The 20,744-nt window shown below is 70.2% G+C and carries 23 protein-coding genes; 15 read left to right on the top strand and 8 right to left on the bottom strand.

Going from position 1 to position 20,744, the window contains the following annotated elements; genetic code table 11:
* Nucleotides 1–6 precede the first annotated feature (6 nt).
* On the bottom strand, nt 7–843 hold the full coding sequence (locus AS029_RS02250; RefSeq protein WP_058231197.1) for an alpha/beta fold hydrolase: 837 nt from the start codon (nt 841–843) through the stop codon (nt 7–9).
* A 137-nt stretch (nt 844–980) separates the two neighbouring features.
* Between AS029_RS02250 and AS029_RS02245 the strand changes: the two genes are divergently transcribed.
* Complete coding sequence (locus AS029_RS02245) at nt 981–1,514, top strand: PepSY domain-containing protein (protein ID WP_058230948.1); 534 nt, start codon at nt 981–983, stop codon at nt 1,512–1,514.
* A gap of 176 nt (nt 1,515–1,690) precedes the next feature.
* Nucleotides 1,691–2,983: a hemolysin family protein gene (locus AS029_RS02240; RefSeq protein WP_058231196.1), complete on the top strand. Its 1,293-nt coding sequence runs from the start codon at nt 1,691–1,693 to the stop codon at nt 2,981–2,983.
* A gap of 45 nt (nt 2,984–3,028) precedes the next feature.
* On the opposite strand, the gene AS029_RS17490 is transcribed toward AS029_RS02240, so the two are convergent.
* Nucleotides 3,029–3,166, bottom strand: coding sequence for a hypothetical protein (locus tag AS029_RS17490; RefSeq protein WP_167345220.1), 138 nt, complete (start codon nt 3,164–3,166; stop codon nt 3,029–3,031).
* A 112-nt stretch (nt 3,167–3,278) separates the two neighbouring features.
* On the opposite strand from AS029_RS17490, the gene AS029_RS02235 reads away from it, so the two are divergent.
* Together AS029_RS02235 and AS029_RS02230 are read left to right on the top strand one after the other, a co-directional pair.
* On the top strand, nt 3,279–3,758 hold the full coding sequence (locus AS029_RS02235) for a MarR family winged helix-turn-helix transcriptional regulator (protein WP_058230947.1): 480 nt from the start codon (nt 3,279–3,281) through the stop codon (nt 3,756–3,758).
* A 32-nt stretch (nt 3,759–3,790) separates the two neighbouring features.
* A complete protein-coding gene (locus AS029_RS02230) occupies nt 3,791–4,210 on the top strand; it encodes an organic hydroperoxide resistance protein (protein WP_058230946.1) in 420 nt (139 codons plus the stop codon).
* Nucleotides 4,211–4,347: 137 nt separating this feature from the next.
* On the opposite strand, the gene AS029_RS02225 is transcribed toward AS029_RS02230, so the two are convergent.
* Nucleotides 4,348–5,418: a PIG-L family deacetylase gene (locus tag AS029_RS02225; RefSeq protein ID WP_058230945.1), complete on the bottom strand. Its 1,071-nt coding sequence runs from the start codon at nt 5,416–5,418 to the stop codon at nt 4,348–4,350.
* A gap of 229 nt (nt 5,419–5,647) precedes the next feature.
* Here AS029_RS02225 and AS029_RS02220 point away from each other — a divergent pair, with 229 nt between their 5' ends.
* From AS029_RS02220 to AS029_RS02210, 3 genes are all read left to right on the top strand, one after another.
* A complete protein-coding gene (locus AS029_RS02220) occupies nt 5,648–5,929 on the top strand; it encodes a hypothetical protein (protein ID WP_139167989.1) in 282 nt (93 codons plus the stop codon).
* A gap of 81 nt (nt 5,930–6,010) precedes the next feature.
* Nucleotides 6,011–6,535, top strand: coding sequence for a YbhB/YbcL family Raf kinase inhibitor-like protein (locus tag AS029_RS02215; protein WP_058230943.1), 525 nt, complete (start codon nt 6,011–6,013; stop codon nt 6,533–6,535).
* Between the two features lie 9 nt (nt 6,536–6,544).
* The gene (locus AS029_RS02210; protein WP_058230942.1) at nt 6,545–6,763 is read left to right on the top strand and encodes a three-helix bundle dimerization domain-containing protein; all 219 of its coding nucleotides are present in this window, start codon (nt 6,545–6,547) and stop codon (nt 6,761–6,763) included.
* Between the two features lie 5 nt (nt 6,764–6,768).
* Here AS029_RS02210 and AS029_RS02205 read toward each other — a convergent pair whose 3' ends face one another.
* The gene (locus AS029_RS02205; protein ID WP_082642099.1) at nt 6,769–7,860 is read right to left on the bottom strand and encodes a PIG-L family deacetylase; all 1,092 of its coding nucleotides are present in this window, start codon (nt 7,858–7,860) and stop codon (nt 6,769–6,771) included.
* Nucleotides 7,861–8,122: 262 nt separating this feature from the next.
* Here AS029_RS02205 and AS029_RS02200 point away from each other — a divergent pair, with 262 nt between their 5' ends.
* From AS029_RS02200 to AS029_RS02170, 7 genes are all read left to right on the top strand, one after another.
* Nucleotides 8,123–9,670, top strand: a complete 1,548-nt coding sequence (locus AS029_RS02200; RefSeq protein WP_372494287.1) for a sugar transferase — start codon at nt 8,123–8,125, stop codon at nt 9,668–9,670.
* A 79-nt stretch (nt 9,671–9,749) separates the two neighbouring features.
* On the top strand, nt 9,750–11,075 hold the full coding sequence (locus AS029_RS02195; protein WP_058230940.1) for a UDP-glucose dehydrogenase family protein: 1,326 nt from the start codon (nt 9,750–9,752) through the stop codon (nt 11,073–11,075).
* A gap of 134 nt (nt 11,076–11,209) precedes the next feature.
* The gene (locus tag AS029_RS02190; protein WP_058230939.1) at nt 11,210–12,241 is read left to right on the top strand and encodes a YihY/virulence factor BrkB family protein; all 1,032 of its coding nucleotides are present in this window, start codon (nt 11,210–11,212) and stop codon (nt 12,239–12,241) included.
* A gap of 69 nt (nt 12,242–12,310) precedes the next feature.
* Entirely contained in the window at nt 12,311–12,535 is a 225-nt protein-coding gene (locus AS029_RS02185) for a hypothetical protein (protein WP_058230938.1), read from the top strand.
* 145 nt (nt 12,536–12,680) lie between these two features.
* A complete protein-coding gene (locus AS029_RS02180; protein ID WP_058230937.1) occupies nt 12,681–12,860 on the top strand; it encodes a zf-TFIIB domain-containing protein in 180 nt (59 codons plus the stop codon).
* A gap of 24 nt (nt 12,861–12,884) precedes the next feature.
* The gene (locus tag AS029_RS02175; protein WP_058230936.1) at nt 12,885–14,891 is read left to right on the top strand and encodes an ABC1 kinase family protein; all 2,007 of its coding nucleotides are present in this window, start codon (nt 12,885–12,887) and stop codon (nt 14,889–14,891) included.
* Nucleotides 14,892–14,937: 46 nt separating this feature from the next.
* A complete protein-coding gene (locus tag AS029_RS02170) occupies nt 14,938–15,369 on the top strand; it encodes a VanZ family protein (protein WP_082642098.1) in 432 nt (143 codons plus the stop codon).
* A 295-nt stretch (nt 15,370–15,664) separates the two neighbouring features.
* Here the strand turns inward: AS029_RS02170 and AS029_RS02165 are convergent, their stop codons facing one another.
* The 3 genes from AS029_RS02165 to AS029_RS02155 form a co-directional block, all read right to left on the bottom strand.
* On the bottom strand, nt 15,665–16,330 hold the full coding sequence (locus AS029_RS02165) for an arsenate reductase/protein-tyrosine-phosphatase family protein (protein WP_058230934.1): 666 nt from the start codon (nt 16,328–16,330) through the stop codon (nt 15,665–15,667).
* Between the two features lie 207 nt (nt 16,331–16,537).
* Nucleotides 16,538–16,888, bottom strand: a complete 351-nt coding sequence (locus AS029_RS18105; protein WP_479686699.1) for a DUF6907 domain-containing protein — start codon at nt 16,886–16,888, stop codon at nt 16,538–16,540.
* A 94-nt stretch (nt 16,889–16,982) separates the two neighbouring features.
* Nucleotides 16,983–17,258, bottom strand: a complete 276-nt coding sequence (locus AS029_RS02155; RefSeq protein WP_058230932.1) for a helix-turn-helix domain-containing protein — start codon at nt 17,256–17,258, stop codon at nt 16,983–16,985.
* Nucleotides 17,259–17,711: 453 nt separating this feature from the next.
* Between AS029_RS02155 and AS029_RS02150 the strand changes: the two genes are divergently transcribed.
* The gene (locus AS029_RS02150) at nt 17,712–19,082 is read left to right on the top strand and encodes a sugar transferase (protein WP_228375855.1); all 1,371 of its coding nucleotides are present in this window, start codon (nt 17,712–17,714) and stop codon (nt 19,080–19,082) included.
* Between the two features lie 8 nt (nt 19,083–19,090).
* Here the strand turns inward: AS029_RS02150 and AS029_RS02145 are convergent, their stop codons facing one another.
* The gene (locus AS029_RS02145; RefSeq protein ID WP_058230930.1) at nt 19,091–20,731 is read right to left on the bottom strand and encodes a tyrosine-protein kinase domain-containing protein; all 1,641 of its coding nucleotides are present in this window, start codon (nt 20,729–20,731) and stop codon (nt 19,091–19,093) included.
* Nucleotides 20,732–20,744: the final 13 nt, after the last annotated feature.

Here is a 20,744-nt window from a genome sequence, read left to right as displayed (position 1 = left end):
CGAGCCTCAGCGCTGGAGGAAGTCGATCAGCACCCGGTTGAACTCGTCGGCGTGGCTGACGTTGACACCGTGGGGGGCGCCCGCGACCACGTGCAGCTCGCTGCCGGCGATGGCCTCGTGGGTACGCTTGCCCGACCCCTCGAACGGCACGGTCGCGTCGCTGTCGCCGTGGATGACGAGCGTCGGAACGGTGACCTTCGGCAGGTCGTCGCGGAAGTCGGTGGTGGCGAAGGCTTCCATCGACTTCAGCGCCGCGTGGTGGTCGGCCTGGTTCGCGAGGCGCTCGGCCTCGGCGCGGTCGGCTTCCGACACGGCGAGGGCGCCGTCCACGGAGAAGAAGTCGGTCGTGAACTGGTGGTAGAACGACTTCTCGTCGTCCTTGAGCCCCTGCTTCATGCCGTCGGCGGTGGCGTCGTCGAGCGGGCCCTCGGGGTTGTCGTCGGTCTGGGCCAGGTACGGCGGCACCGCCGCGGCGAAGACGACGCTGTGGATGCGCTCCGAGCCGTGGCGCGAGAGGTAGCGCGCGACCTCGCCGCCGCCCATGGAGAAGCCCACGAGGGTGGCGTCGCGCAGGTCGAGCGCCTCGAGCACGGCCTGGAGGTCATCGGCGAACGTGTCGTAGTCGTATCCCGTGCGCGGCTTGTCGCTGCGCCCGAAGCCCCGGCGGTCGTAGGTGACGACCCGGTAACCGGCGCCCTCGACCGCGGGGATCTGATGCGCCCACGACTCGCCCGAAAGGGGCCAGCCGTGGATGAGGACGACGGGGCGCCCGGTGCCGCCGGTGTCGTCGACGTGCAGGTCGATGTCGGTCAGGAGTCCGTGGTGTGCGGTGATCTCGCTCATGCCGGTCATGTTTCGCGGGCTACCTGAACGCCCGCCCCCGCTTGACGAAAGCGCCCCGAAACGGTAATCCCGACGCACACCCCGACGACGGATGCAACGGCTCGGATGCGATCGGCGGGCTTCGCTAGCCTCCCCGCATGTCCTCGACTCGCATTCCCGTCTTCGCCCTGCTCGCCCTCTCGAGCGTGCTGGCGCTCAGCGCCTGCACCCCGGCCTCCGACGACGCCACCGCGCCCGGCGGCTCCGGTTCGAGCACGTCGTCGTCGGGCGCGACGGCTGTGGACGACGACGGCCGCACCGTCGTGACCGTGATCAACACCGCCGAGGCGAGCGCGGGGGGCCGTGCCTTCCAACTCGAGCGCGACGACGACGAGTGGGAGGTGCACGTGGCCGTGGGCGACCGAGAGGTCGAGGTGCACGTGGCATCCGATGGAACGACCGTTCGATCGTCGAACGACGACGACGGCATCGACGCCGACGAGCGAGCCGCGTTGGACGCCGCGGTGACGACCCTGGCGGACGCGGTGCGGATCGCCACGACGCAGCACGCCGGCGGCGAGCGCCTGGCCGAGGTGCAGCTCGACGAGCGCGACGGAACGTGGGCCTGGGAGGTGGAGCTCTCCGGCGGCACGACGGTGCGCGTCTCCGCCGCGGACGGCGCGGTCCTGTGAACCCACCTCGCGATGCAGAGCGGCCCGCCGGGCGCAACCCTCGCGCCGGAACGGGTCTCACGAAGCCGTCCTCATTACACTCGCGCCATGAGCCACGCTCCCGACTCCGACGGTCATAGTCCGAGCGCCCGGGTGACCCCGGGCGGCGCCCCCGGCCGATGGGCGGTGACCGGCCGGTGAACGATCTCGCACTGAACATCGTGCTCGTCGTCGTCTTCGTCCTGATCGGCGGCGTGTTCGCGGCGACGGAGATGGCCCTGGTCACCCTGCGCGAGAGTCAGGTCAACGCCCTCGCCGCACGCGGCCGACGCGGCCAGAAGGTCGCCGATCTGGCCCGCAATCCGAACACGTTCCTCTCCGCCGTGCAGATCGGCGTGACGGTGGCGGGGTTCGCATCGGCCGCGTACGGCGCGTCGTCCATCGCCCCCTCCGTCACCCCGCTCTTCGAGGCCCTCGGACTCGACCCGGTGGCGGCGGCGACCGTCGCCACCATCGCCCTCACCCTGGTGATCGCCTACCTCTCGCTCGTGCTGGGCGAGCTCGTCCCGAAGCGCCTCGCGATCCAGCGGAACGCCGCGTTCGCGTATGCGGTCGCACCGGTGCTCAACGGCTTCGCCACCCTCATGCGCCCGGTGATCTGGCTGCTCTCGATCTCGACCAATGTGCTCGTGCGCCTGCTCGGAGGCGACCCGAACAAGACCGGCGAGGAGCTCACCGAGGAGGAGCTGCGCGACATCGTCTCGAGCCATGAGGGGCTCCCCGCCGACGAGCGCCGCATTCTCGACGACGTGCTCTCGCTTCGCGGACGCCACGTGAGCGAGGTCATGCGCCCCCGCCCGGAGGTGGTGACCCTGGATGCCGGGGGCACGATCGCCGAGGCTCGCGACATCGTGCGCGACCTGCCGTACTCCCGCTACCCGGTGGCCGAACAATCGATCGACGACGTCGTCGGGTTCGTGCACGTGCGCGACCTCTCCGATGACGTGGACCGTCCCTTGAGCGCGGTGATGCGTGAGATCCGCTACATCCCCTCGACCGCGCGGGTGCTGCCGACCCTCACCGCGATGCGCGCGGAGGGGAGCCACATCGCCGTCGTCGTCGACGAGTACGGCGGGACCGACGGCATCGTGACGCTGGAAGACCTCGTCGAGGAGGTCGTCGGCGAGATCTTCGACGAGTACGACACGGATGCCGAGCAGCCGCTGGCCGAGGGTGAGCACGGCGTCGTCGAGGGCCGTCTCAACCTGCAGGACTTCGAGGAGGCCACCGGCGTGACGCTCCCCCGGGGCGCCGCCGACACCGTCGGGGGCTTCGTCGTGGAGCGACTCGGACGGCTCGCGCGCGCGGGCGACACCGTCGAGGTCGACGGGGCGACGCTGCAGGTGCGCACGGTGGACCGTCGACGCGTGGCGGAGTTGCTCGTCACACGACACCCCGTGGGCGGGTCCGACGGGCCCGTCGCCGACTGACGCCGACGGGCGGGCGGTGGTCCCGAGCGCGGAACCCGGAGGCGCTCAGGCCGCGTCGCCTCCGAGCGGGGCGACGGCACCGCCGAGCTCGAAGTGATGCCCGTTGATGGCGAGCAGGTCGCGGTCACCATCGAGGGTGACGTTCGATGGTGCCGTGGAGCTCGCGTCGCTTCGGCTGATCATGCGGCCCATGCTCACTCGATCCGGAGGTGTCGCGGGAGGGGTTGACATCCCGCTCGCCCGTCGACCGGGCGCATTGATTGTGCACAATTGAATTGTGTGCAATGCTTCTCGCATGCCCGCCGTCGACGCCCTCGTCTGCTTCGCGCTCTACGCCGCGAATCGCACCACCGCTCAGGCGTATCGCGTCCTGCTCGAACCGTGGAATCTCACGTATCCGCAGTACATCGCGCTGGTCACGCTGTGGGGCGACGGCGAGCAGACGGTCAGCTCCCTCGGCGAGGCCCTCCAGCTCGACTCGGGCACCCTGTCGCCGATGCTGGCGCGCATGGAGGCCAACGGTCTGCTCACCCGCACCCGTGACCGTGACGACGAACGCGTCGTGACGGTGACCCTCACCGACCGAGGCGACGAACTGCGAGCCGAGCTCGCCCACGTTCCGCGCTGCATCGCCGCCGGCGCCGGACTGACCGACGCCGACAGCGCGCGCGAGCTCATCGATGCCCTGCACCAGCTCACCGAGGCCATGAGAGATCTCCGCGACCACCCCGACACGGTGCTCGCCGCCGCCGGCATCCCCCGCCCCCGCGCGTGAGCACGATCACCACCCCCACGAAAGGAATCCCCATGGAAGCCCTCTACACCGCCGAAGCCGTCTCCACCGGCCACGGCCGCACCGGCCACGTCACCGCCGGCAGCTTCATCGACCTCGAGGTCGCTCCCCCGAAGGAGCTGGGCGGCTCGGGCCAGGGCACGAACCCCGAGCAGCTCTTCGCCGCGGGCTACGCGGCGTGCTTCCACGGCGCCCTGCACGCCGTCGCGCGCGGCCACAAGGTCACGCTCGAGGACTCCTCGGTGGGTGGACGCGTCCAGATCGGCTCGAACGGCCAGGGCGGGTATCAGCTCGCCGTCCTCCTCGAGGTCGTGCTGCCCGGTGTCGAGCCCGAGCTCGCTCAGCAGCTGGCCGACGAGGCCCACCAGGTCTGCCCGTACTCGAACGCCACGCGCGGCAACATCGAGGTCACCGTCACCGTCTCGGAGGACTGACCTCCCCTTTCACGCCGGGGCGGGGCGCTGAGCCCACGAATCGCGTTCCGTCCCGGTCCGCTCTCCACCGCGGCCGCGATCGACGCCACCGCGCGGCCCGGTCCGTGCTCCGCCGCCGACCGCGCCGCGCGGCCCGATCAGCGCAGCTGCAGCTCGCTCTCCGCCTTCGCGTACGACCGGCGCAGCCACTGTCCGAAGCCGGGCTGCGCCAGGCACGCCGACGCGGTGTCGCACGTGACGACGGGATCCTGCGACGCATACGTCTCATACACGTCGACCTTGCTCGCGAGAGCGTCTCCCTCGACGTTCACCGGCTGATGCTGCGACGGGTAGCCGATGTAGTACGTGACCGCCTCCGCCGCCACCCCGACGGCGGGGGCGACCGCCCGCACCAGCGAGCCGACGCACGAGTGGTCGGGGTGGTCGCCTCTCGCGAACGCACTCTCGTGCGGGACGTTCGTCGTCACGGACCGGGGACTGCCCGCGTGGATGAGCTCAGCGAGCGTCTCGGCCAGGCGGCTCGCATCGAGGGTCGGCCCGTCATCAATCGGGCGCAACGCCGGCACGGTCCCGTTGATGAGCTGGGTCAGCCCCGCATCCCCCGTACTCGGGAAACCCTTGGCGCTCAGGTTTCCGTCGGGCAGACGCAGCACCGTGATCGAGAGACGGGGGTCGTCCACGGGCACGAAACGCGTCACGCGCGCTCCGCTCAGGAGCGTGATCTCGCGGGTCTCCCATGCCGACGTGCTGCCACGCATCCGGTCGTAGGCGGCACGGATGCCGGCCTCCCGCTGCTTCGCGTAGTCGAGGCCCCGGCCCGCGTCGCCGGCCGTGACGAAGACCGTCCGCAGGGTCGCCCCCGAGGCGATCACCCCGGCGAGATGGGGATTGGCGAAGATGATGTCGTCGTCGGCGTGCGCCCACACCGCGACGGTGGTCTCGCCCAGCGGTTGCTCGAACGCCGGCGACGTCGCGCGCGGCGAGACGCTCGGGACCGGGACGATCGGGTTGAGCTCCACCCAGGTTCCCTCCGGGCCGGCCGAGCGACGGATGTCGCGGTAGATCAGCGCGCCACCGCCCAGGGCGGCGAGGCCTCCCACCGCCACCCCTGCCCACACCAGCGTGCGGCGGCTGACGAGGGGTCGCCGGCGGGGTGCGCGTTGTGCGTCCTCGTCGCCTCCGCGCGAAGGCTCGTCGATGTCACTCACGGCGACTCCGTCCTGTGATGCGCCCCCCGGCGACGGATTTCGGGTACGTCGCGCCCGAGGGCGCCCCTCGACGCTATCGCGCTCCGCACGATCGTCCGGACGCACCGTGGCGTGCCATCCGCGCCGGTCGCTCGATCATCCGATGACGACCGACGCCGTGCCATCGGTATGCACCCGACGCATCGGCGATCCTCAGCGCGCACCTAAGGACGGTGGTGACACTCGCCGTATGCAGACCTCCTCACCGCCACGGTCACTGTCGCCCGTAGCCCTCCGCGTGCGGGCGGTGCTGAACGAGTGGGATCCGATCGGCGTCCATCGGATCAGTCGCGCCTGGCCCGACGACGAGTACGACGACCTGATCCTGCCCATCCTCGAGGCTCTCGACGTCCGCCCCTCCATCGGCGAACTTGCGGCGGAGCTGCGCACGGTCGTCGAGGTCGATTACGGGCTCCCCGCCCCGGACGGATGCCACGACGCGGCGCGCTCGCTGCTGGCGATCGTCCCGTGAGCCGATCACCCGCCCTATCCGTCCGGTCGCGCGGGAGCAAGCCCTGCCGTCCGTTCGGACGACGCTCCTAAGGTGCCGTTCATGGTCGATCTCACCCGCGCGCAGACGCCCGATCCCTACCCGCTCCTGCCGGCGACGGCATCGTTCGAGGTCGCCAGCGATGACATCGTCGACGGTGGGCCGCTCGACGACGCGCAGGTCGCGGATGCGGGCAACACCTCGCCGCACCTGCGCTGGTCCGAGGTGCCGGAGGGAACGAGATCGTTCACCGTCACGTGCTTCGACCCCGACGCCCCCACGCCCAGCGGCTTCTGGCACTGGGTCCTGGTCGATCTCCCCGCCGACACCCGCGAGCTGCCCACGGGTGCCGCCTCGGCGACGCTTCCCGACGGCGCCTTCCACGTGCGCAACGACGGCGGGGAGGCCGGTTTCATGGGGGCTGCTCCCCCGCCCGGCGACCAGCCGCATCGATACTTCTTCGTCGTCCATGCCGTCGGCGAGGACACCCTGGGCGTCGAGCCCGACGCCACCCCGGCCGCCGTCTCGTTCGCACTGGCGTTCGCCACCCTGGGCCGCGCGATCCTGCACGGCACCTACAGCCACTGAGGCACGACGATGACACAACGAGCCGAAGGCTTCGACAAGGAGCAGACGATCGCCGGCGTCGAGGAGCGCGTTGCGGCGCGTTTCCCCGAGGCGGCGCCCGACGTCATCCACGATGAGGCCGTCGTCGCGGTCAACCGCTACGCCGACGCACCCGTGAAGGACTTCGTCGAGATCATCGCGGAGCGCGACGCCCGCTCCGCCGTCGAGGAGTCGATCGGCGAGGACTGACCCGTTCAGTCGATCTGCAGCTCGGCCTCGGTCTTCGGGTACGACCGACGGAGCCACTCCCCGAAGTTGCGCGTCCCGAGGCACGCCGCGCGATCCGCGCACCGGATGACTTCGTCCTGCTGCGTATAGATGCGGTAGGTGTCGACCTTGGCATCCAGGATCGCGCCGTCGAGATTGCGCGGCAGGTCTCTCGACGGATACCCGACGAAGTACCGGATGCCGGGCCCGACCGCCGGGTCCGTGGACAGCGTGTCGCGAACGATGCTGCCGACGACCGAGTGATCGGGGTGGTCCCCCGGGGCGAAGGCGCTCCCTCGCGGGATGTGGGTGAGCAGACGCGACGGGTGGAAACCCGTGGCGAGCTCCGTGACGGACGAGAGCAGTTGTTCTCGCGACACGTCGGGACCGCCCCCGACGGGCGCGAGCGTCGGGACCTCCCCGTCGAGGAGCCGTCCCAGCGTCTCGTACCCCGTCGCCGCGAAGCCCGCGCCCGTGATGTTGCCGTCGGGCAGGCGGAGGAAGACGACCGAGACCCGCGGATCCCCCTGCGGGGTGAGGCGTCGCGCGTGCAGACCGGTCCGCAACACCACTTCCGTGGTGTCCCACAGTCCGTCGACCCCGCGCATGTCGTTGTACGCGTGGAGGATGCCGAGCTCCCGGGCCTCGACATAGCCGTCGCCCTTGCCCGCATCGCCCGCGGTCACGAACACCGTCCGCACACAGTCTCCGGCGGCGATCGCGTCGGAAATGGTTGGATTGGCGAAGATGATGTCGTCGTCGGGGTGAGCCCACACGCTCAACACGGTCTCCCGGTCGCACGCCTGTGCGGCCGGCAGCGTCGGAGGCTCGGGCGTCGACGAGACCGTCGCACTCGCGTCCGGGGTGGGCCCGACGGTGGAGGATGCGACAGCGGGTGTCGGCGCGGGGGACGAGTCGACCGGCGTCGCGACCGACGACGGATCGGGACGCAGGAGAGCGAAGGCGAAGACGCCGACGACGGCGGCGACGATGACGACACCCACGGTGACCGTGGTGACGAGCGCGGCCGCCCGGCGTCGGCGACGGGCGCGCCGAGACGACATTGAGACGCGTGTCATCGAAGCCCCTTTCGCGGCCCGCGGCGCGGCTGTCGTCCCGCGACGCGAGACTGCGACCTCAGCCGTTCGCGGATGGTGCGCGCCCGAGTGTAGGGGAACGCGACGAAGGGGACGAATGCGTCACATCACGGCGCGACCACGCACGCCCCGTTCACATTTCGGGCGTATGAAGACCTCTAGCAGGTGAATCGACGGGTGACTTTCGCCTGTTAGTGTTCGCGAGGTGGGATCGACGCAGGTCGATCGGGGGGAGGCACAGGTCGTGACAATCGACCTTCGGGACAGCGCGTCCGCATCGGATCCGGAAGAGCAGATCGCGCACGCGCCGAGTGCTCCCGTCGAGGTGGAACAGCCCGCACCGATGTATCCGCGCGACCCGTGGCGCCGCACCTACCGTCGCAACCTCGTCATCACCGATCTGCTGTCGCTCATCTGGGTCGTATACGGCACGCAGTTGCTCTGGTTCGGTCTGGGCAATGCGCAATTGGCCGCTCGCGCCGACGGTCGCATCACCGACCTGTCGTACTGGACGTTCTCGGCCATTCTCATCGCCACCTGGATGTGGGCCCTCGCCTTCGTCGAGTCGCGCAGCGACCGCGTCATCGGCACCGGGTCGGCCGAGTACGTCCGGATCGCCGACGCGAGCTTCCGCCTCTTCGGCGCCGTCGCCATCATCGCGTTCCTGACGCAGATCGACGTCGCGCGCGGCTACCTCCTCATCAGCCTCCCCCTGGGCATCGCCGTCCTCCTTTTCACCCGATGGGTCTGGCGGCAGTGGTTGATCGTCCAGCGCGCGAAGGGGCGCTATTCGGCGAACGTGCTGCTCGTCGGATCCTTGAGCTCCGTCACCCAGTTGGCCCGTGAGTTCGCCCGCATGCCCAGCGCGGGGTACCGCGTCGTGGGGGCCTGCGTTCCGAACGGCAAGATCGCCGACGTCATCCCCGGCACCGAGATCCCGGTCATGGGCCATGTCGGAGACGTGTCACGCGCCCTCGCGGTCACCGGCGCCGACACCGTGGCCGTCACGAGCGCCGACGACCTGCCCGCCGACAAGGTCAAAGAGATCTCGTGGAGCCTGGAGGCCGGCAGGCAGCACCTGGTGCTGGCTCCGAGCATCGTCGACATCGCCGGCCCTCGTCTGCACACGCGCCCCGTCGCCGGGCTCCCGCTGATCCACGTCGAGACTCCGAAGTTCTCTCGCGGGCAGAGCTTCCTCAAGCGCACCGTCGACCTCGTCGCGGCCTCCATCGGCGTCATCCTGCTGAGCCCGCTCCTCGCTTTCCTCATGCTCTCGGTGCGCCTATCCAGCGACGGTCCGGTCTTCTTCCGTCAGACACGGGTGGGCTTCCGAGGCCGCGAGTTCACGATGATCAAGTTCCGCTCGATGGTCGTCAACGCCGAGGAGCTCCTCGCCCAGCTCGCCGTCCAGCAGCGCGACTCGGGCAACGAAGTCCTGTTCAAGATGAAGAACGACCCCCGTGTGACGCCCATCGGACGCGTCATGCGCAAATACAGCCTCGACGAACTGCCCCAGCTGTTCAACGTGATCGGCGGATCGATGTCGCTCGTGGGCCCGCGCCCGCCGCTGCCTTCGGAGGTGGCCGTCTACGCCGACCACGTCCACCGCCGCTTCCTCGCCAAGCCCGGTATCACCGGTCTCTGGCAGGTCAGCGGGCGTTCCTCCCTGTCCTGGGAGGAGTCCGTCCGGCTCGACCTGTCGTACGTCGAGAACTGGACCCTCCTCGGAGATTTCGTCATCCTCGGTCGCACCGCCCGCGCCGCCCTGGCTCCGGGCGAAACGGCCGCGTGACACACTCTCATTCCGTCCCTTCCCCGCGAGTCGGCGCCTCCGCCGGCACGGGGCGACACTCACCTGAAAGGGTTTCATCGTGCGTCTGTCTGTAGTTGGTTGCGGCTACCTGGGGGCCGTGCACGCCGCGGCCATGGCATCCATCGGTCACGACGTCGTCGGCATCGACGTCGACGAGCGCAAGATCGCCGCGCTCAGCAAGGGCGAAGCACCGTTCTTCGAGCCCGGACTGCAGGAGATCCTGACCGAGGGAATCGCCTCCGGCCGGTTGTCCTTCACCACCGATATGGCAGCCGCTCAGGGCGCGAAGGTGCACTTCGTCGGCGTCGGAACCCCTCAGCAGGCCGGCGGGTACGCCGCCGACCTCACCTACGTGGACGCGGCCGTCGACGGCCTGCTCCCCTACCTCAGCGAGGGCGACATCGTCGCCGGCAAGTCGACCGTCCCCGTGGGCACCGCTGCTCGTCTCGCGCCCCGCGTGGCCGGGCGCGGGGCCACGCTCGTGTGGAACCCCGAATTCCTTCGCGAGGGCTGGGCGGTTCAGGACACCATCGACCCCGACCGCCTCGTCGCGGGCGTCCCCACCGAGAACGGCGCCCCTTCCGCGGAGGGCGAGCGCACGGCGCAGGTGCTGCGCGAGGTCTACCATCCCTCCATCGACAAGGGCACTCCCTTCATCGTCACCGACTACGCCACCGCCGAGCTGGTGAAGGTGTCGGCCAATGCGTTCCTCGCGACCAAGATCAGCTTCATCAACGCGATCGCCGAGATCGCCGAGGTCACCGGCGCCGACGTGACGACGCTGGCGGACGCGATCGGTCACGACGCGCGCATCGGCCGGCGCTTCCTGGGCGCGGGCATCGGCTTCGGCGGCGGCTGCCTGCCGAAGGACATCCGGGCGTTCTCGGCCCGTGCGGAAGAGCTCGGCCGCGGCGAATCCGTCGCCTTCCTCCGTGAGATCGACGCGATCAACCTCCGCCGTCGCGACCGCGCCGTCGAACTGACCACCGAGGCGCTGGGGGGCAGCGTGTTCGAGAAGAAGGTCGCCGTCCTCGGGGCGGCGTTCAAGCCGCACAGCGACGACATCCGCGACTCGCCCGCCCTCGACGTCGCCGTGCGCCTGCACGGTCTGGGCGCCCGCGTCACGCTGACCGACCCCGCCGCCATCGAGAACGCGCGACGCATCCACCCGCAGCTGACCTACGAAGAAGACCTCGACACGACCCTGCGCGACGCCGACGCCGTCATCGTCGTCACGGAATGGGACGAGTACCGCCGCAACCTCTCCCCCGAGCACGCCGCGTCGCTCGCGCGCGGGCGCGTCGTGGTCGACGGACGCAACTGCCTCGATCCCGCCGCGTGGCGCGCGGCCGGCTGGACCTACTTCGGCATGGGGCGCCCCTGACGACCCCTCGCTGGTGAGACGCCCCGGCCGTTCGGCCGGGGCGTCTTCCATAGGAGCCGGGGCGACGTCAACGGGCGCGACGGATCCGCGCGACCCGCCGTAGACCGGGAGTCCCCCCGCGAAAGGCCCCTCCCATGTCGACGACCGAAGCGAAGCCCGACTCCCCCACCGACCTGCACAAGAGGTCGTGGAAGTACGTTCTGAAGAAGACGATCCGCGAGTTCGGTTCCGACCAATGCACCGACATCGCCGCGAGCCTCGTGTACTACGGCGTCCTCGCACTGTTCCCCGGCCTCATCGCCGTCTTCTCGCTGCTCGGCGTCGTCGGCCAGAGCGACGCCGCCGCTGACACGGTGCTCGGCATCGTGCGCGATGTCGCTCCCGGGGGCACCATCGACCTGCTCGAGCAACCGGTGCGCGAGCTCGCCTCCTCACCCGCCGCGGGCTTCGCCCTGGTCACCGGCCTCGTCCTCGCCATCTGGTCGGCATCCGGGTACGTGCGCGCCTTCGGACGCGGAATGAACCGCATCTACGAGATCGACGAGGGCCGCCCGTTCTACAAGCTCCTCCCGGTGCAGCTGCTGCTGACGGTCGTCACGGTGGTCCTCGTCGCCCTCGCGGCCCTCCTGCTGGTCGTCTCCGGCCCCCTCGCCGAGGCCGTCGGCGAAAGTCTCGGGCTGGGCACGGCCGTGGTCACGACTTGGAACATCGCGAAGTGGCCGGTGCTGCTGGCCGTCGTGGTGGTGATCCTCGCGATCCTCTACTACGGCTCTCCCAACGCGAAGCAGCCGAAGTTCCGCTGGATCAGCGTGGGCGCCGTCGTCGCCATCCTGATCCTCGCGGTGGCGACACTCGGCTTCGCCGTGTACGTCGCGAACTTCTCGAACTACGACCGCACGTACGGCTCGCTCGCGGGCGTCATCGTCTTCCTGCTGTGGTTGTGGATCGCCAACATCGCGATCCTCTTCGGTGCGGAGTTGGATGCCGAACTCGAGCGCGGCCGACAGCTGCAGGCGGGCATCCCCGCCGAGCGCGAGCTGAAACTCCCGCCGCGCGACACCGCCAAGATCGAGAAGGCCCGCGAGAAGGAGGAGAAGGACGTCGCCGAGGGACGGCGGATCCGTCAAGAGCACGGCGAGGACTCCGAAGGCGCCGGGTCGGCGTGACGAATCCGCGTTTCGACACGTCTCCTCGATGACGGCCCGGCGCACGGGTCCGTCCGAACGGAGGATGCCATGCGCAACAAGATCATCCTGATCGGCGCCGCCCTGCTGATCGCCTACGTCGTGGGCACCCGCACCCCGCGGGTCGAGGTGAAGAGCCGCGAGTCGGTGGGCCATCAGCTGGTCCGGCTGTGGAACGATCCTCGCGCTCGCAAGCGTCGTCGCAAGGCCGCCGAGAAGGCGGCGGCGGCCGCCGAGAAGCGTGCGAAGAAGACGTTCCGCCATCTGCGCCGGTGAGCGTCGCGAAAGGGACGACAGGCTCCCGGGGCGGCCTCCCGAGAACCACCGCGGGGGCCGCGCCGCTACGGGAGCGCCCTGTGGATGACGCGAACACTGCTCCGCATGCGCATGTCAAGATGTGCATGCGACACCGAGGAGGTCCATGGACACCACACCGCTCCCGATTCCCGCCGCCGGCACCGCCGGTACCGGTGAGATCCATGACGCCGAGGTCGGCTTCGCGCCGAACTGCCCGGAGTGCCTGCACGCCGCGCAGCCCTGGGAGGTGGGCCGGGGTGCCGCGTGGCGGTGTCCCCAATGCGGACTCGCACTGATCGGCTGAGACCGCGCGGGCTACGCTGACCCCGTGGTCGCCAGCATCCTCATCTCGATCTCCGCCGTCGTCTCCGCGGTGCTCGTCGGTTTCGTCGCGCGCCGCATCATCGGTACCGCGGTGGGGTGGCCGCGCAGCATCGTGGTCGGACTGCTCGTCTTCGTGCTGGGCGTGCCGTCCGCGGCCTGGACACTGCGGCAGACCGGGCTGGCGGAGTCGGGCGGTGCGATCCCCGCCGAAGACGCCTGGCTCTGGATCGGCCTCGTCGCGCTGTCGCTCGCCTGGGTCTTCGCGCTCGGCGTCGCGGCGCTCGTGGCGAGCGAAGCCATCTTCCCGACGCGCCCCCTGCCCAACCCGATCGATGTCGTCCGAGCGGCGCTGCGACAGCGCAAGCGCACTCGTCGCTACCTCGAGATCCTCGCCATCGCCTCGCGTCACGGCGTCGGATGGCTCTTCCACGGGGGTCGCTCTCGCGTCGAAGAGCAGCTGAGCACGTCCGAGGAGCGCGCGAACGCAATCGTGGCGACGATCAACGACGCCGGTGTCAGCTTCGTCAAGCTCGGTCAGGTGCTGTCCACGCGGCGAGACCTCGTCCCGGAGCCGTACCTCAGCGCTTTGGCGTCACTCCAGACGAACGCCACGACTTTGCCCTGGCCCACCGTGCGGCAGGTCATCGAGGACGATCTGGGACGCCCGATCGGCGACGTGTTCGCCGATGTCGATCCCACCCCGCTCGCCGCGGCCTCCGTGGCGCAGGTCCACCGCGCGCACCTGCTCGACGGCACCCGCGTGGTGGTGAAGGTGCAACGCCCCGCCGCACGTGCGCAGGTCGAGGCCGACGCCGACATCATCGATCGGCTCGCTCACCGCGCCGAGGCGCGCACGCGCGTCGGGCGCGATCTGCGTCTGGAAGCCGTGGCGCGTGGTTTCACGGCCACTCTGCTCGAGGAGCTCGACTACCGGATCGAGGCCCGCAACACCGCGATGATCGGCGCGACCCTCGACGAGATCGACCGCGCCGAGCCCGTCCGACGCGGAATGGTCAGCGCGCCGCGCGTGTTCCCGAACGCCTCGCATCAGCGCGTCCTGACGATGGAGCTCGTCGACGGCACCGCCCTCAGCGACTCCGCCGAGCGGCTGTCCTCCCTCGATGTCTCGCAACGCGACCGCCTCGCTCAGGTCCTCATGTCGACGGTGATCGAGCAGATCCTGGTCTACGGCGTCTTCCACGCCGACCTGCACCCCGGCAACGTTCTCCTGCGCCACGACGGGACGCTGGGACTCATCGACTTCGGCGCGGTGGGGATCATCGAACGCAGCCGTCGACAGCATCTGACGGCGCTCCTGCTGGCAGCGCTCAGCGAGAACGACGTCGCCGCCGCCGATGCCCTGCTCCTGATCGTCGACGTTCCCGATGATCTCGATCTCGACGCCTTCCGTCACGACGTGGGGGTCGTTCTGACCACCGAGCATCTGCGCACGACGGGGCACGGGTCGATCTTCACGCGCATGGTCGACGTGATCCGGCAGCATCGCATCGCCCTCCCCGGGGAGCTGGCGTCGGCTTTCCGCAGCTTCGCCACGCTCGAGGGGTGCCTGCGCGTGCTCGTCGACGACTTCGACATGGCCGGGCGCGCCCTTCCCCTGATGCCCATGCTCCTGAGGCGCACCCTCTCGCTTTCGCGGATGGCGACAGACCTGCAGGCGCAGTCCGTCATCGCCCTCGCTCGGCTGGAGCAGATACCCCGGCGCCTCGACGCGCTCCTCACCGGCGCCGAGAAGGGATCCATCGGGATCACGCTGCGTGGGCAGGACGGATCCGACATCAGCGGCATCCTGGCCCGCGCCACCGGTGAGATCGCCTCGACGCTCGTGTCGATCGCCGCGGTGGTGATCGCCGTCGTCCTCGTCATCGCCGGCGGCGGACCGGTCCTCGGTGGATCCATCACGCTGTTCGCCGCGCTCGGGGCCGTGGTCGGCCTCTTCGGTTTCCTGGGGCTGCTACGCATCGTGCGCCGCGGTTTCACCCGCCGGTCCTAGTCGCGTGCGCGGCGTCGCCCGTCGGGGCCGCCCTCTACGGTGAGACGTGCCTTCCGCCCCCCAGCCGCCTCTACGCCGCCGCGGCCACGCCGCCCCGACGGTACTCCCCGTGTTCGCGGCGCTGTACGTCGCCGGGCTCGCGGTCATCCTCCTGTCGCCCGACCATCTCGATCAGCACGCCGATCTGCTCTTCCGGCTCGCTTTCCGGCTGTTCCCCTCCGCCAACGGGCGCGAGGTGGATTTCGCGCTGAACGTGCTGGTCTTCCTGCCCTTCGGCGTCCTGCTCGCGCCGCTCCTGCGCCGACGCCCCTGGACGGTTCTCGTCATCGCGTGGGCCGTTCCGACGCTGATCGAGGCCGCGCAGGGGCTGTTCCTACCGGGGCGCGTCAGCAGCGTCTACGACGTCGTCGCCAACACCGCCGGCAGCCTGACCGCTGCGCTCTTCGTGGCGGGAATGCGGTGCAGGCTCGCCCGCTGATTCACCCCTTCGCACGACCTCGGTGGCCCCGCCCCCGGCACCCCGGGCCTCTCGGGACGTCGTCGCAGTACCGTGCGGGATGCGTCGAGGGTGCAGCCATAGCAAATCGCCCTCACGCCGGTCCTCGGCCAGGTCGTCGAGCTCGCGCGTGACGCCCGCCATGGCCTGCTGGTACGAGGTGCGTCGCCCGCCCGGCATCCACGGGTTTCCGGCGCCACCGCCTCAGCCGGGGTCGGTTCGATGATCACCCCCCGATGCCGACCAGAGGCGCTCGTCTCCATCGACAGGCATTGCCTCAGCCCGTTCGCGCTGCGCGCCGGCTCGACGGTGCACCGAGTCGCATGCGGTTCTCGCGCCGGGTCGCGGGCGGCCGCGGTGGGGACGTGTCCGTCCACTCCTCCGGAGGGAGGGAGCCGATGGCGGCGAGGATGGCGGACACGGCCTGGGTCGCCTGACGTTCGAAGGCGGTCCACACCTCCTGCGAGCACCCGATGGGATCGGTGACGTCGTCGTCCGCCTCCGGCGTCACCCGCCCACCCAGGCGCGCTCGTCCCGCCGCCCGCACGAGCCCAGCCCAGTCCCCTGCGGCGTCGCGTGCCGGCACACGTGCCACGAGATGCGCGAATTCGCGCACCGTGAAGACGCTCGAGAGGAGGTCAGGGCGCAGATCGAGGACGACCCTTCGGTGGGCACGCTCCGCGCACAGCACCGTGTCTCCCGTCGCGAGGACGCCGTCGTCGAGTCGTCGTGTACGGTGCGCTGCGAGATCGAGCCCGTAGGTCTTGCCGAGCTCGATCGCCTCGGGCGCAGCTCCGGCACCCGGCCGCGCCGCGGTTCCCGCACTGTCGACCTCGAGACCGCGGCCGGCGAACGCCTGCATGCGGGACCGGAGGAGTCCTGCGATGAAAGGCGACCGGATCATGTTGGCCGTGCAGACGACGACGATGCGGTTCCCGACCATGGTTTCCTCCCAGCAGGGCGACCCCGTCGTCGCGACGGGTGCCCCGTCCCCCAGCAAACGCCTGTCGCCGCGTCGATACGACGTTCCACCATCGGAGCGGGGTGCCGGCCGACCGGGTGATACAACGGACGACGACGGGCCAGGTGCTCGACGAAACGGTCGCGAGCCCGAGGGCATCGAAGCGCGCTGAGCGAGGGGGCGAACGACTCAGCCGTCGACGCCGTCACGCGCGAGCGGACCGTCCGGTCCGATCTCTTCACCCAGTCGGCGCTGCAGAGCGCGCGCTCCCTCTCTGGTCAGGGCCAAGGACACCCCGATTCCGGTCTCGATGACGATCCACGTGTCGGAGTCATCGGCGCGGCGCAGCGCGCCGATCTCGAGCGTGGTCACTTCTCCAACGCCCCGTGCGTCTCCAGGGCGCGCCCGCACCGTCAGGGCGATCCCCGCGCTGCGGTGGTCTTCGTCGTCGGGATGCACCGTTGACCCGTGCTCTGTGACGCACCACTCGTGCAAGCACCGTCCTCGGTGGACGCGTCGTGTGGAGAGCCGCTGATTCATGCCTGACACCTTTCTCGCGGGGACGCCGCTTGCGACGTCGTCCCGAACATCGGTGGGCACGAACAGAGTGAATCGCGAACCTCCGACATCGCGGTCAGCGCACGGGAGGAAGTCCCCGCGGCGGGTTCGGAATGAGATCGCTCAGCGGCACACCCAGCACGTCGGCGAGCGCGACCAGCGTGCGCAATCGCGGATTCGCAGCCGTTCCCGGATTGGACTCGCCCTTCTCCAGCTTGCGGTAGGTGAACGTCGCGAGTCCCGCGGCATGCGCCACCTGCTCCTGTGACATCCGCTTCTCGGCCCGAGCACGCAGCATGCGAGCGCCGAGCTCTCGGGCGAAGTCGGTCCAGGGGTCGGGCTGGTCGCTCATGCGTCCAGCTTGCAGGGCCACCCACGCTCACATGAACATGTAAACATTCCCCGTGCGAGTCGTCATGGCGCCCGCCGGCGCCGACGCGCCGGGTGACACGGTTCTTCGGTGGGGCGAGAGCACGGGCGATTGTTCCGTGCCCCCTTCCCGGGCCGGCGATACGGAAGGCGCCTGCACGCCCACCATCCCGCCGCGCGCGACGGGCCGCAGGCTTTCACCCTCGCTCGCCCACTCCTCCGAGACGTCGCGCCGGGGCGAGCCGGTGAGACATTCCCCGCGCCCGCCGTCGCGTCCAGTCCCGGGCGCCGGTCTCGCGAACAGCCCCCGGGCGTGGATCACGGAGCACGTATGCGACTAGCCGCCTCACTCATGGAGTCACCCGGCCGATCGGCAGGTCTCACCCGGCGCGGAACTCTCCGGCCACCCTCGTGGCAGCGCCGGTACGCGCGCTGGGTGACCATCGCCGACATCGGCGTGATCGCGACCGTCACCTTCGGGACCCAGGTCCTCTGGCTGGGTCCGCACCCCGTCGCCGTCGCGTCGTCGCCGGTCACCTACACCTCCGTCTCGGCGGGACTCACCCTGGCGTGGTTGACCGCCCTCTCCCTATGGGGCACTCGGCACGCGCGCGTCATCGGATACGGCGTCACGGAGTACCGCCTCGTGCTGAGCGCGTCGGTGCAGTTGTTCGGTCTGGTGGCGATCGTGGCGTACCTGACCGGCGCAGACCTGTCGCGCGGGTACTTCCTGCTCGGATTGCCCCTCGGCTGCGTCGCGCTGATCCTGGGCAGGCTGCTCTGCCGCAGCGGGCTCGCACGCATGCGGCGGCGCGGTTCGATGAGTGCGCAGGTCGTGCTCGTGGGCAGCGCCGAGGAGAACACCCGGGTGGCCAACGAACTCGCTCGCCAGCCGACCGCCGGCCTCCACGTGGTGGGCGTCCACACGCTCGACCGGGCGGGCTTCGGATCGACCTGGTCGGAGGAGAACGCGCGCAAGCTGCGGGAGCGCCTGGAGGAGCTCAAGGCCGACTGCGTTCTGGTGTCCGGCGGCGCCGTGCTCGACGCTCACGACATCCGCAGGATCGGTTGGAGCCTCGATCCGGGGCGTCAACATCTGATCGTGGCCCTCAATCTCACCGATGTCGCCGGTCCCCGACTGCACACGCGTCCCGTGGCGGGACTGCCCCTCGTCCACATCGAGACCCCACAGTATTCGGTGACACAACGCGTCCTCAAACGCGCATTCGACATCGTGGGCGCCGGCATCCTCGTCGTGATGCTGTCGCCGGTGTTCGCCGTGCTCGCGATCCTCGTGGGCGCCTCCGGCCCGGGCCCGGTCCTGTACCGCCAGGAGCGGGTCGGGCAGGGCGGTGCTCCCTTCAGCATGCTGAAGTTCCGCTCCATGGTGGACGGCGCCGATTCCGGGCTCCAAGAGCTTCTGAGTGCGCAGGGTCGCGACGGGACGCCCCTGTTCAAGGTCGACAACGACCCTCGGGTCACGCCCATCGGGCGGTGGCTGCGCAAATTCTCGCTCGATGAGCTTCCGCAGCTGTTCAACGTCGTGGGCGGCCAGATGAGCCTCGTCGGCCCCCGTCCTCAGCGCGCTGCCGAGGTGGAGTTCTATGACGACGACGCCCACCGCCGTCTGATCGTGCGCCCGGGAATGAGCGGGCTGTGGCAGGTCAGCGGCCGGTCGGCGCTGGCCTGGGACGACGCCATCCGCCTCGACCTCTTCTATGTCGAGAACTGGTCGCTGGTCGGCGACATCGTCATCCTCATCCGCACTTTCAAGGCGGTACTGGCCCCCGGCGGGACCGCCCACTGACGCAACGGTCAGCCCCGGCGAGTGCGACGCCGCGGCAGGGTACCCGCGGCAGTCTCCCCACTCGTCGCCGGCACCGTGATTTCGTCCGTGACTTCACCCCCGGGCACGGCAGGCGTCGTCACCGGCGCGAGCGTCCGCAGCCCGCTGACATTCTCCGGCGGCGGATCAGCGGGCTGCGTCCGCGAGCCGGCCTCGCGGTCCTCTGCCGCCGCCACCGGCGTTGTCTGCCCGCGACGCCGGAACCGCCACCACGCTTTCGTGGACGACCGTTCGGCGCCATAGCCGTAGTAGCCCCCGTACTGCGCGCCGTAATACCCGGAATCGACACCGCGCACCGGCATCCTGTTCAGCACGACGCCCAGCAGATGACCGCGCGTCTTCGCGATGTTCTCGGTCGCGCGCGTCAACATGTCGTCGGTGGTGCGCCCCGCCGTGACGACGAGGACGGCACCGTCCGCCCAGCTCGCGATGACGGCCGCGTCGGCGACCGCGAGTGTCGGCGGCGAGTCCACGATGACCACCATGTCATCGGCGAGCTTCCGGGCGAGCGCCTGCATCCGCTGGGATCCCACCATCTCGCTCGGATTCGGCGGCGTGCGACCGGCGGCGACCACGAAGAGCCGGCCGTTCTGATCGACCTGGCGCGCCACCTGCTCGATCTGCGCGCGTCCGGCCAGCACGTCCGAGAGACCGACGTCGTCGGAGAATCCGAACATCCCGCCGAGGACCGGACGCCGCAGGTCGGCATCGATGAGGACGACGGACTGGCCGGTCGCGGCGATGCTCACGGCGAGATTCGCGGCGGTCGTCGACTTGCCGTCTCCCGAGAGCGGACTGGTGACGACGACGATCCGAGCCGGACGATCCACATCGACATACTGGAGATTCGTACGCAATTCCCGCATCGCCTCCTTGTGGGCGAACGAGCCCCGGCCGTCCTTGATGTCGTCGAAGGAGAACACCGCGCGCCCGCTCGCCAGCTCCTTGTCGACGGGAAGGACGCCGACGACGGAAGCGTCGACGGCGTCTGTGATGTCGTGCGTCGAACGCACACGCCGATCGAAGGCCCGCCGCACGAGCGCGAAGATGATCCCCGCCACCCCACCCGCCAGCGCGCCCAGCGTGACGTCGAGCCGCACGTTCGGCGACGAGGGCGCGGTGGGCAGCCGCGCCGAGTCACCCGCGACCAGGCGCACAGCGCTCCGTCCGCCGGCTCCCGTCTCGAGCTGGTCCACCTCCACCGTCATCCCGCGTATCCACGCCTCCGCGAGGTCGCGCGCGGACTCCGGCGTGGGCCCGGTGGCCTCCACGCGCACGTTCACGGTGTCGACCGGATTGGAGACCCGGATGCGCTGCACGAGCGATTCGGCCGGGTCGGAGAGCCCGAGATCCTGACGCGCCGTCTCGGCGACGCTTCGCCAGTAGCCCATGTCGATGAACGACTTGACCTTGGAAAGCGCGAGCTGATCCCCCGCCAGCGCGGCACCGGTCGAACCATCGGACGCGACAGCGGCCACATAGCCGCTCGCGTCCGCGGTGTAGACCCGCGGCTGCAGCGAACTCCATCCCAGGCCCGCCAGCGCGCCCGTCGCGATGAGCGCCACGATCGCCTTCCAGTAGGCGCGCAGGATGCGCACCACCCGCTGCATGTCCACTTCTCCC

This window comes from Microbacterium enclense, from assembly GCF_001456955.1.
GTDB lineage: Bacteria > Actinomycetota > Actinomycetes > Actinomycetales > Microbacteriaceae > Microbacterium > Microbacterium enclense.
This window is presented reverse-complemented; position numbering and strand designations above follow the sequence as displayed.

Coding starts and splice junctions, on each gene's coding strand:
- AS029_RS02250 (WP_058231197.1), bottom strand. CDS start 843: ATGAGCGAGATCACCGCACACCACGGACTCCTGACCGACATCGACCTG.
- AS029_RS02245 (WP_058230948.1), top strand. CDS start 981: ATGTCCTCGACTCGCATTCCCGTCTTCGCCCTGCTCGCCCTCTCGAGC.
- AS029_RS17490 (WP_167345220.1), bottom strand. CDS start 3,166: ATGATCAGCCGAAGCGACGCGAGCTCCACGGCACCATCGAACGTCACC.
- AS029_RS02235 (WP_058230947.1), top strand. CDS start 3,279: ATGCCCGCCGTCGACGCCCTCGTCTGCTTCGCGCTCTACGCCGCGAAT.
- AS029_RS02230 (WP_058230946.1), top strand. CDS start 3,791: ATGGAAGCCCTCTACACCGCCGAAGCCGTCTCCACCGGCCACGGCCGC.
- AS029_RS02220 (WP_139167989.1), top strand. CDS start 5,648: ATGCAGACCTCCTCACCGCCACGGTCACTGTCGCCCGTAGCCCTCCGC.
- AS029_RS02215 (WP_058230943.1), top strand. CDS start 6,011: ATGGTCGATCTCACCCGCGCGCAGACGCCCGATCCCTACCCGCTCCTG.
- AS029_RS02210 (WP_058230942.1), top strand. CDS start 6,545: ATGACACAACGAGCCGAAGGCTTCGACAAGGAGCAGACGATCGCCGGC.
- AS029_RS02205 (WP_082642099.1), bottom strand. CDS start 7,860: ATGACACGCGTCTCAATGTCGTCTCGGCGCGCCCGTCGCCGACGCCGG.
- AS029_RS02190 (WP_058230939.1), top strand. CDS start 11,210: ATGTCGACGACCGAAGCGAAGCCCGACTCCCCCACCGACCTGCACAAG.
- AS029_RS02185 (WP_058230938.1), top strand. CDS start 12,311: ATGCGCAACAAGATCATCCTGATCGGCGCCGCCCTGCTGATCGCCTAC.
- AS029_RS02180 (WP_058230937.1), top strand. CDS start 12,681: ATGGACACCACACCGCTCCCGATTCCCGCCGCCGGCACCGCCGGTACC.
- AS029_RS02165 (WP_058230934.1), bottom strand. CDS start 16,330: ATGGTCGGGAACCGCATCGTCGTCGTCTGCACGGCCAACATGATCCGG.
- AS029_RS18105 (WP_479686699.1), bottom strand. CDS start 16,888: ATGAATCAGCGGCTCTCCACACGACGCGTCCACCGAGGACGGTGCTTG.
- AS029_RS02155 (WP_058230932.1), bottom strand. CDS start 17,258: ATGAGCGACCAGCCCGACCCCTGGACCGACTTCGCCCGAGAGCTCGGC.
- AS029_RS02145 (WP_058230930.1), bottom strand. CDS start 20,731: ATGCAGCGGGTGGTGCGCATCCTGCGCGCCTACTGGAAGGCGATCGTG.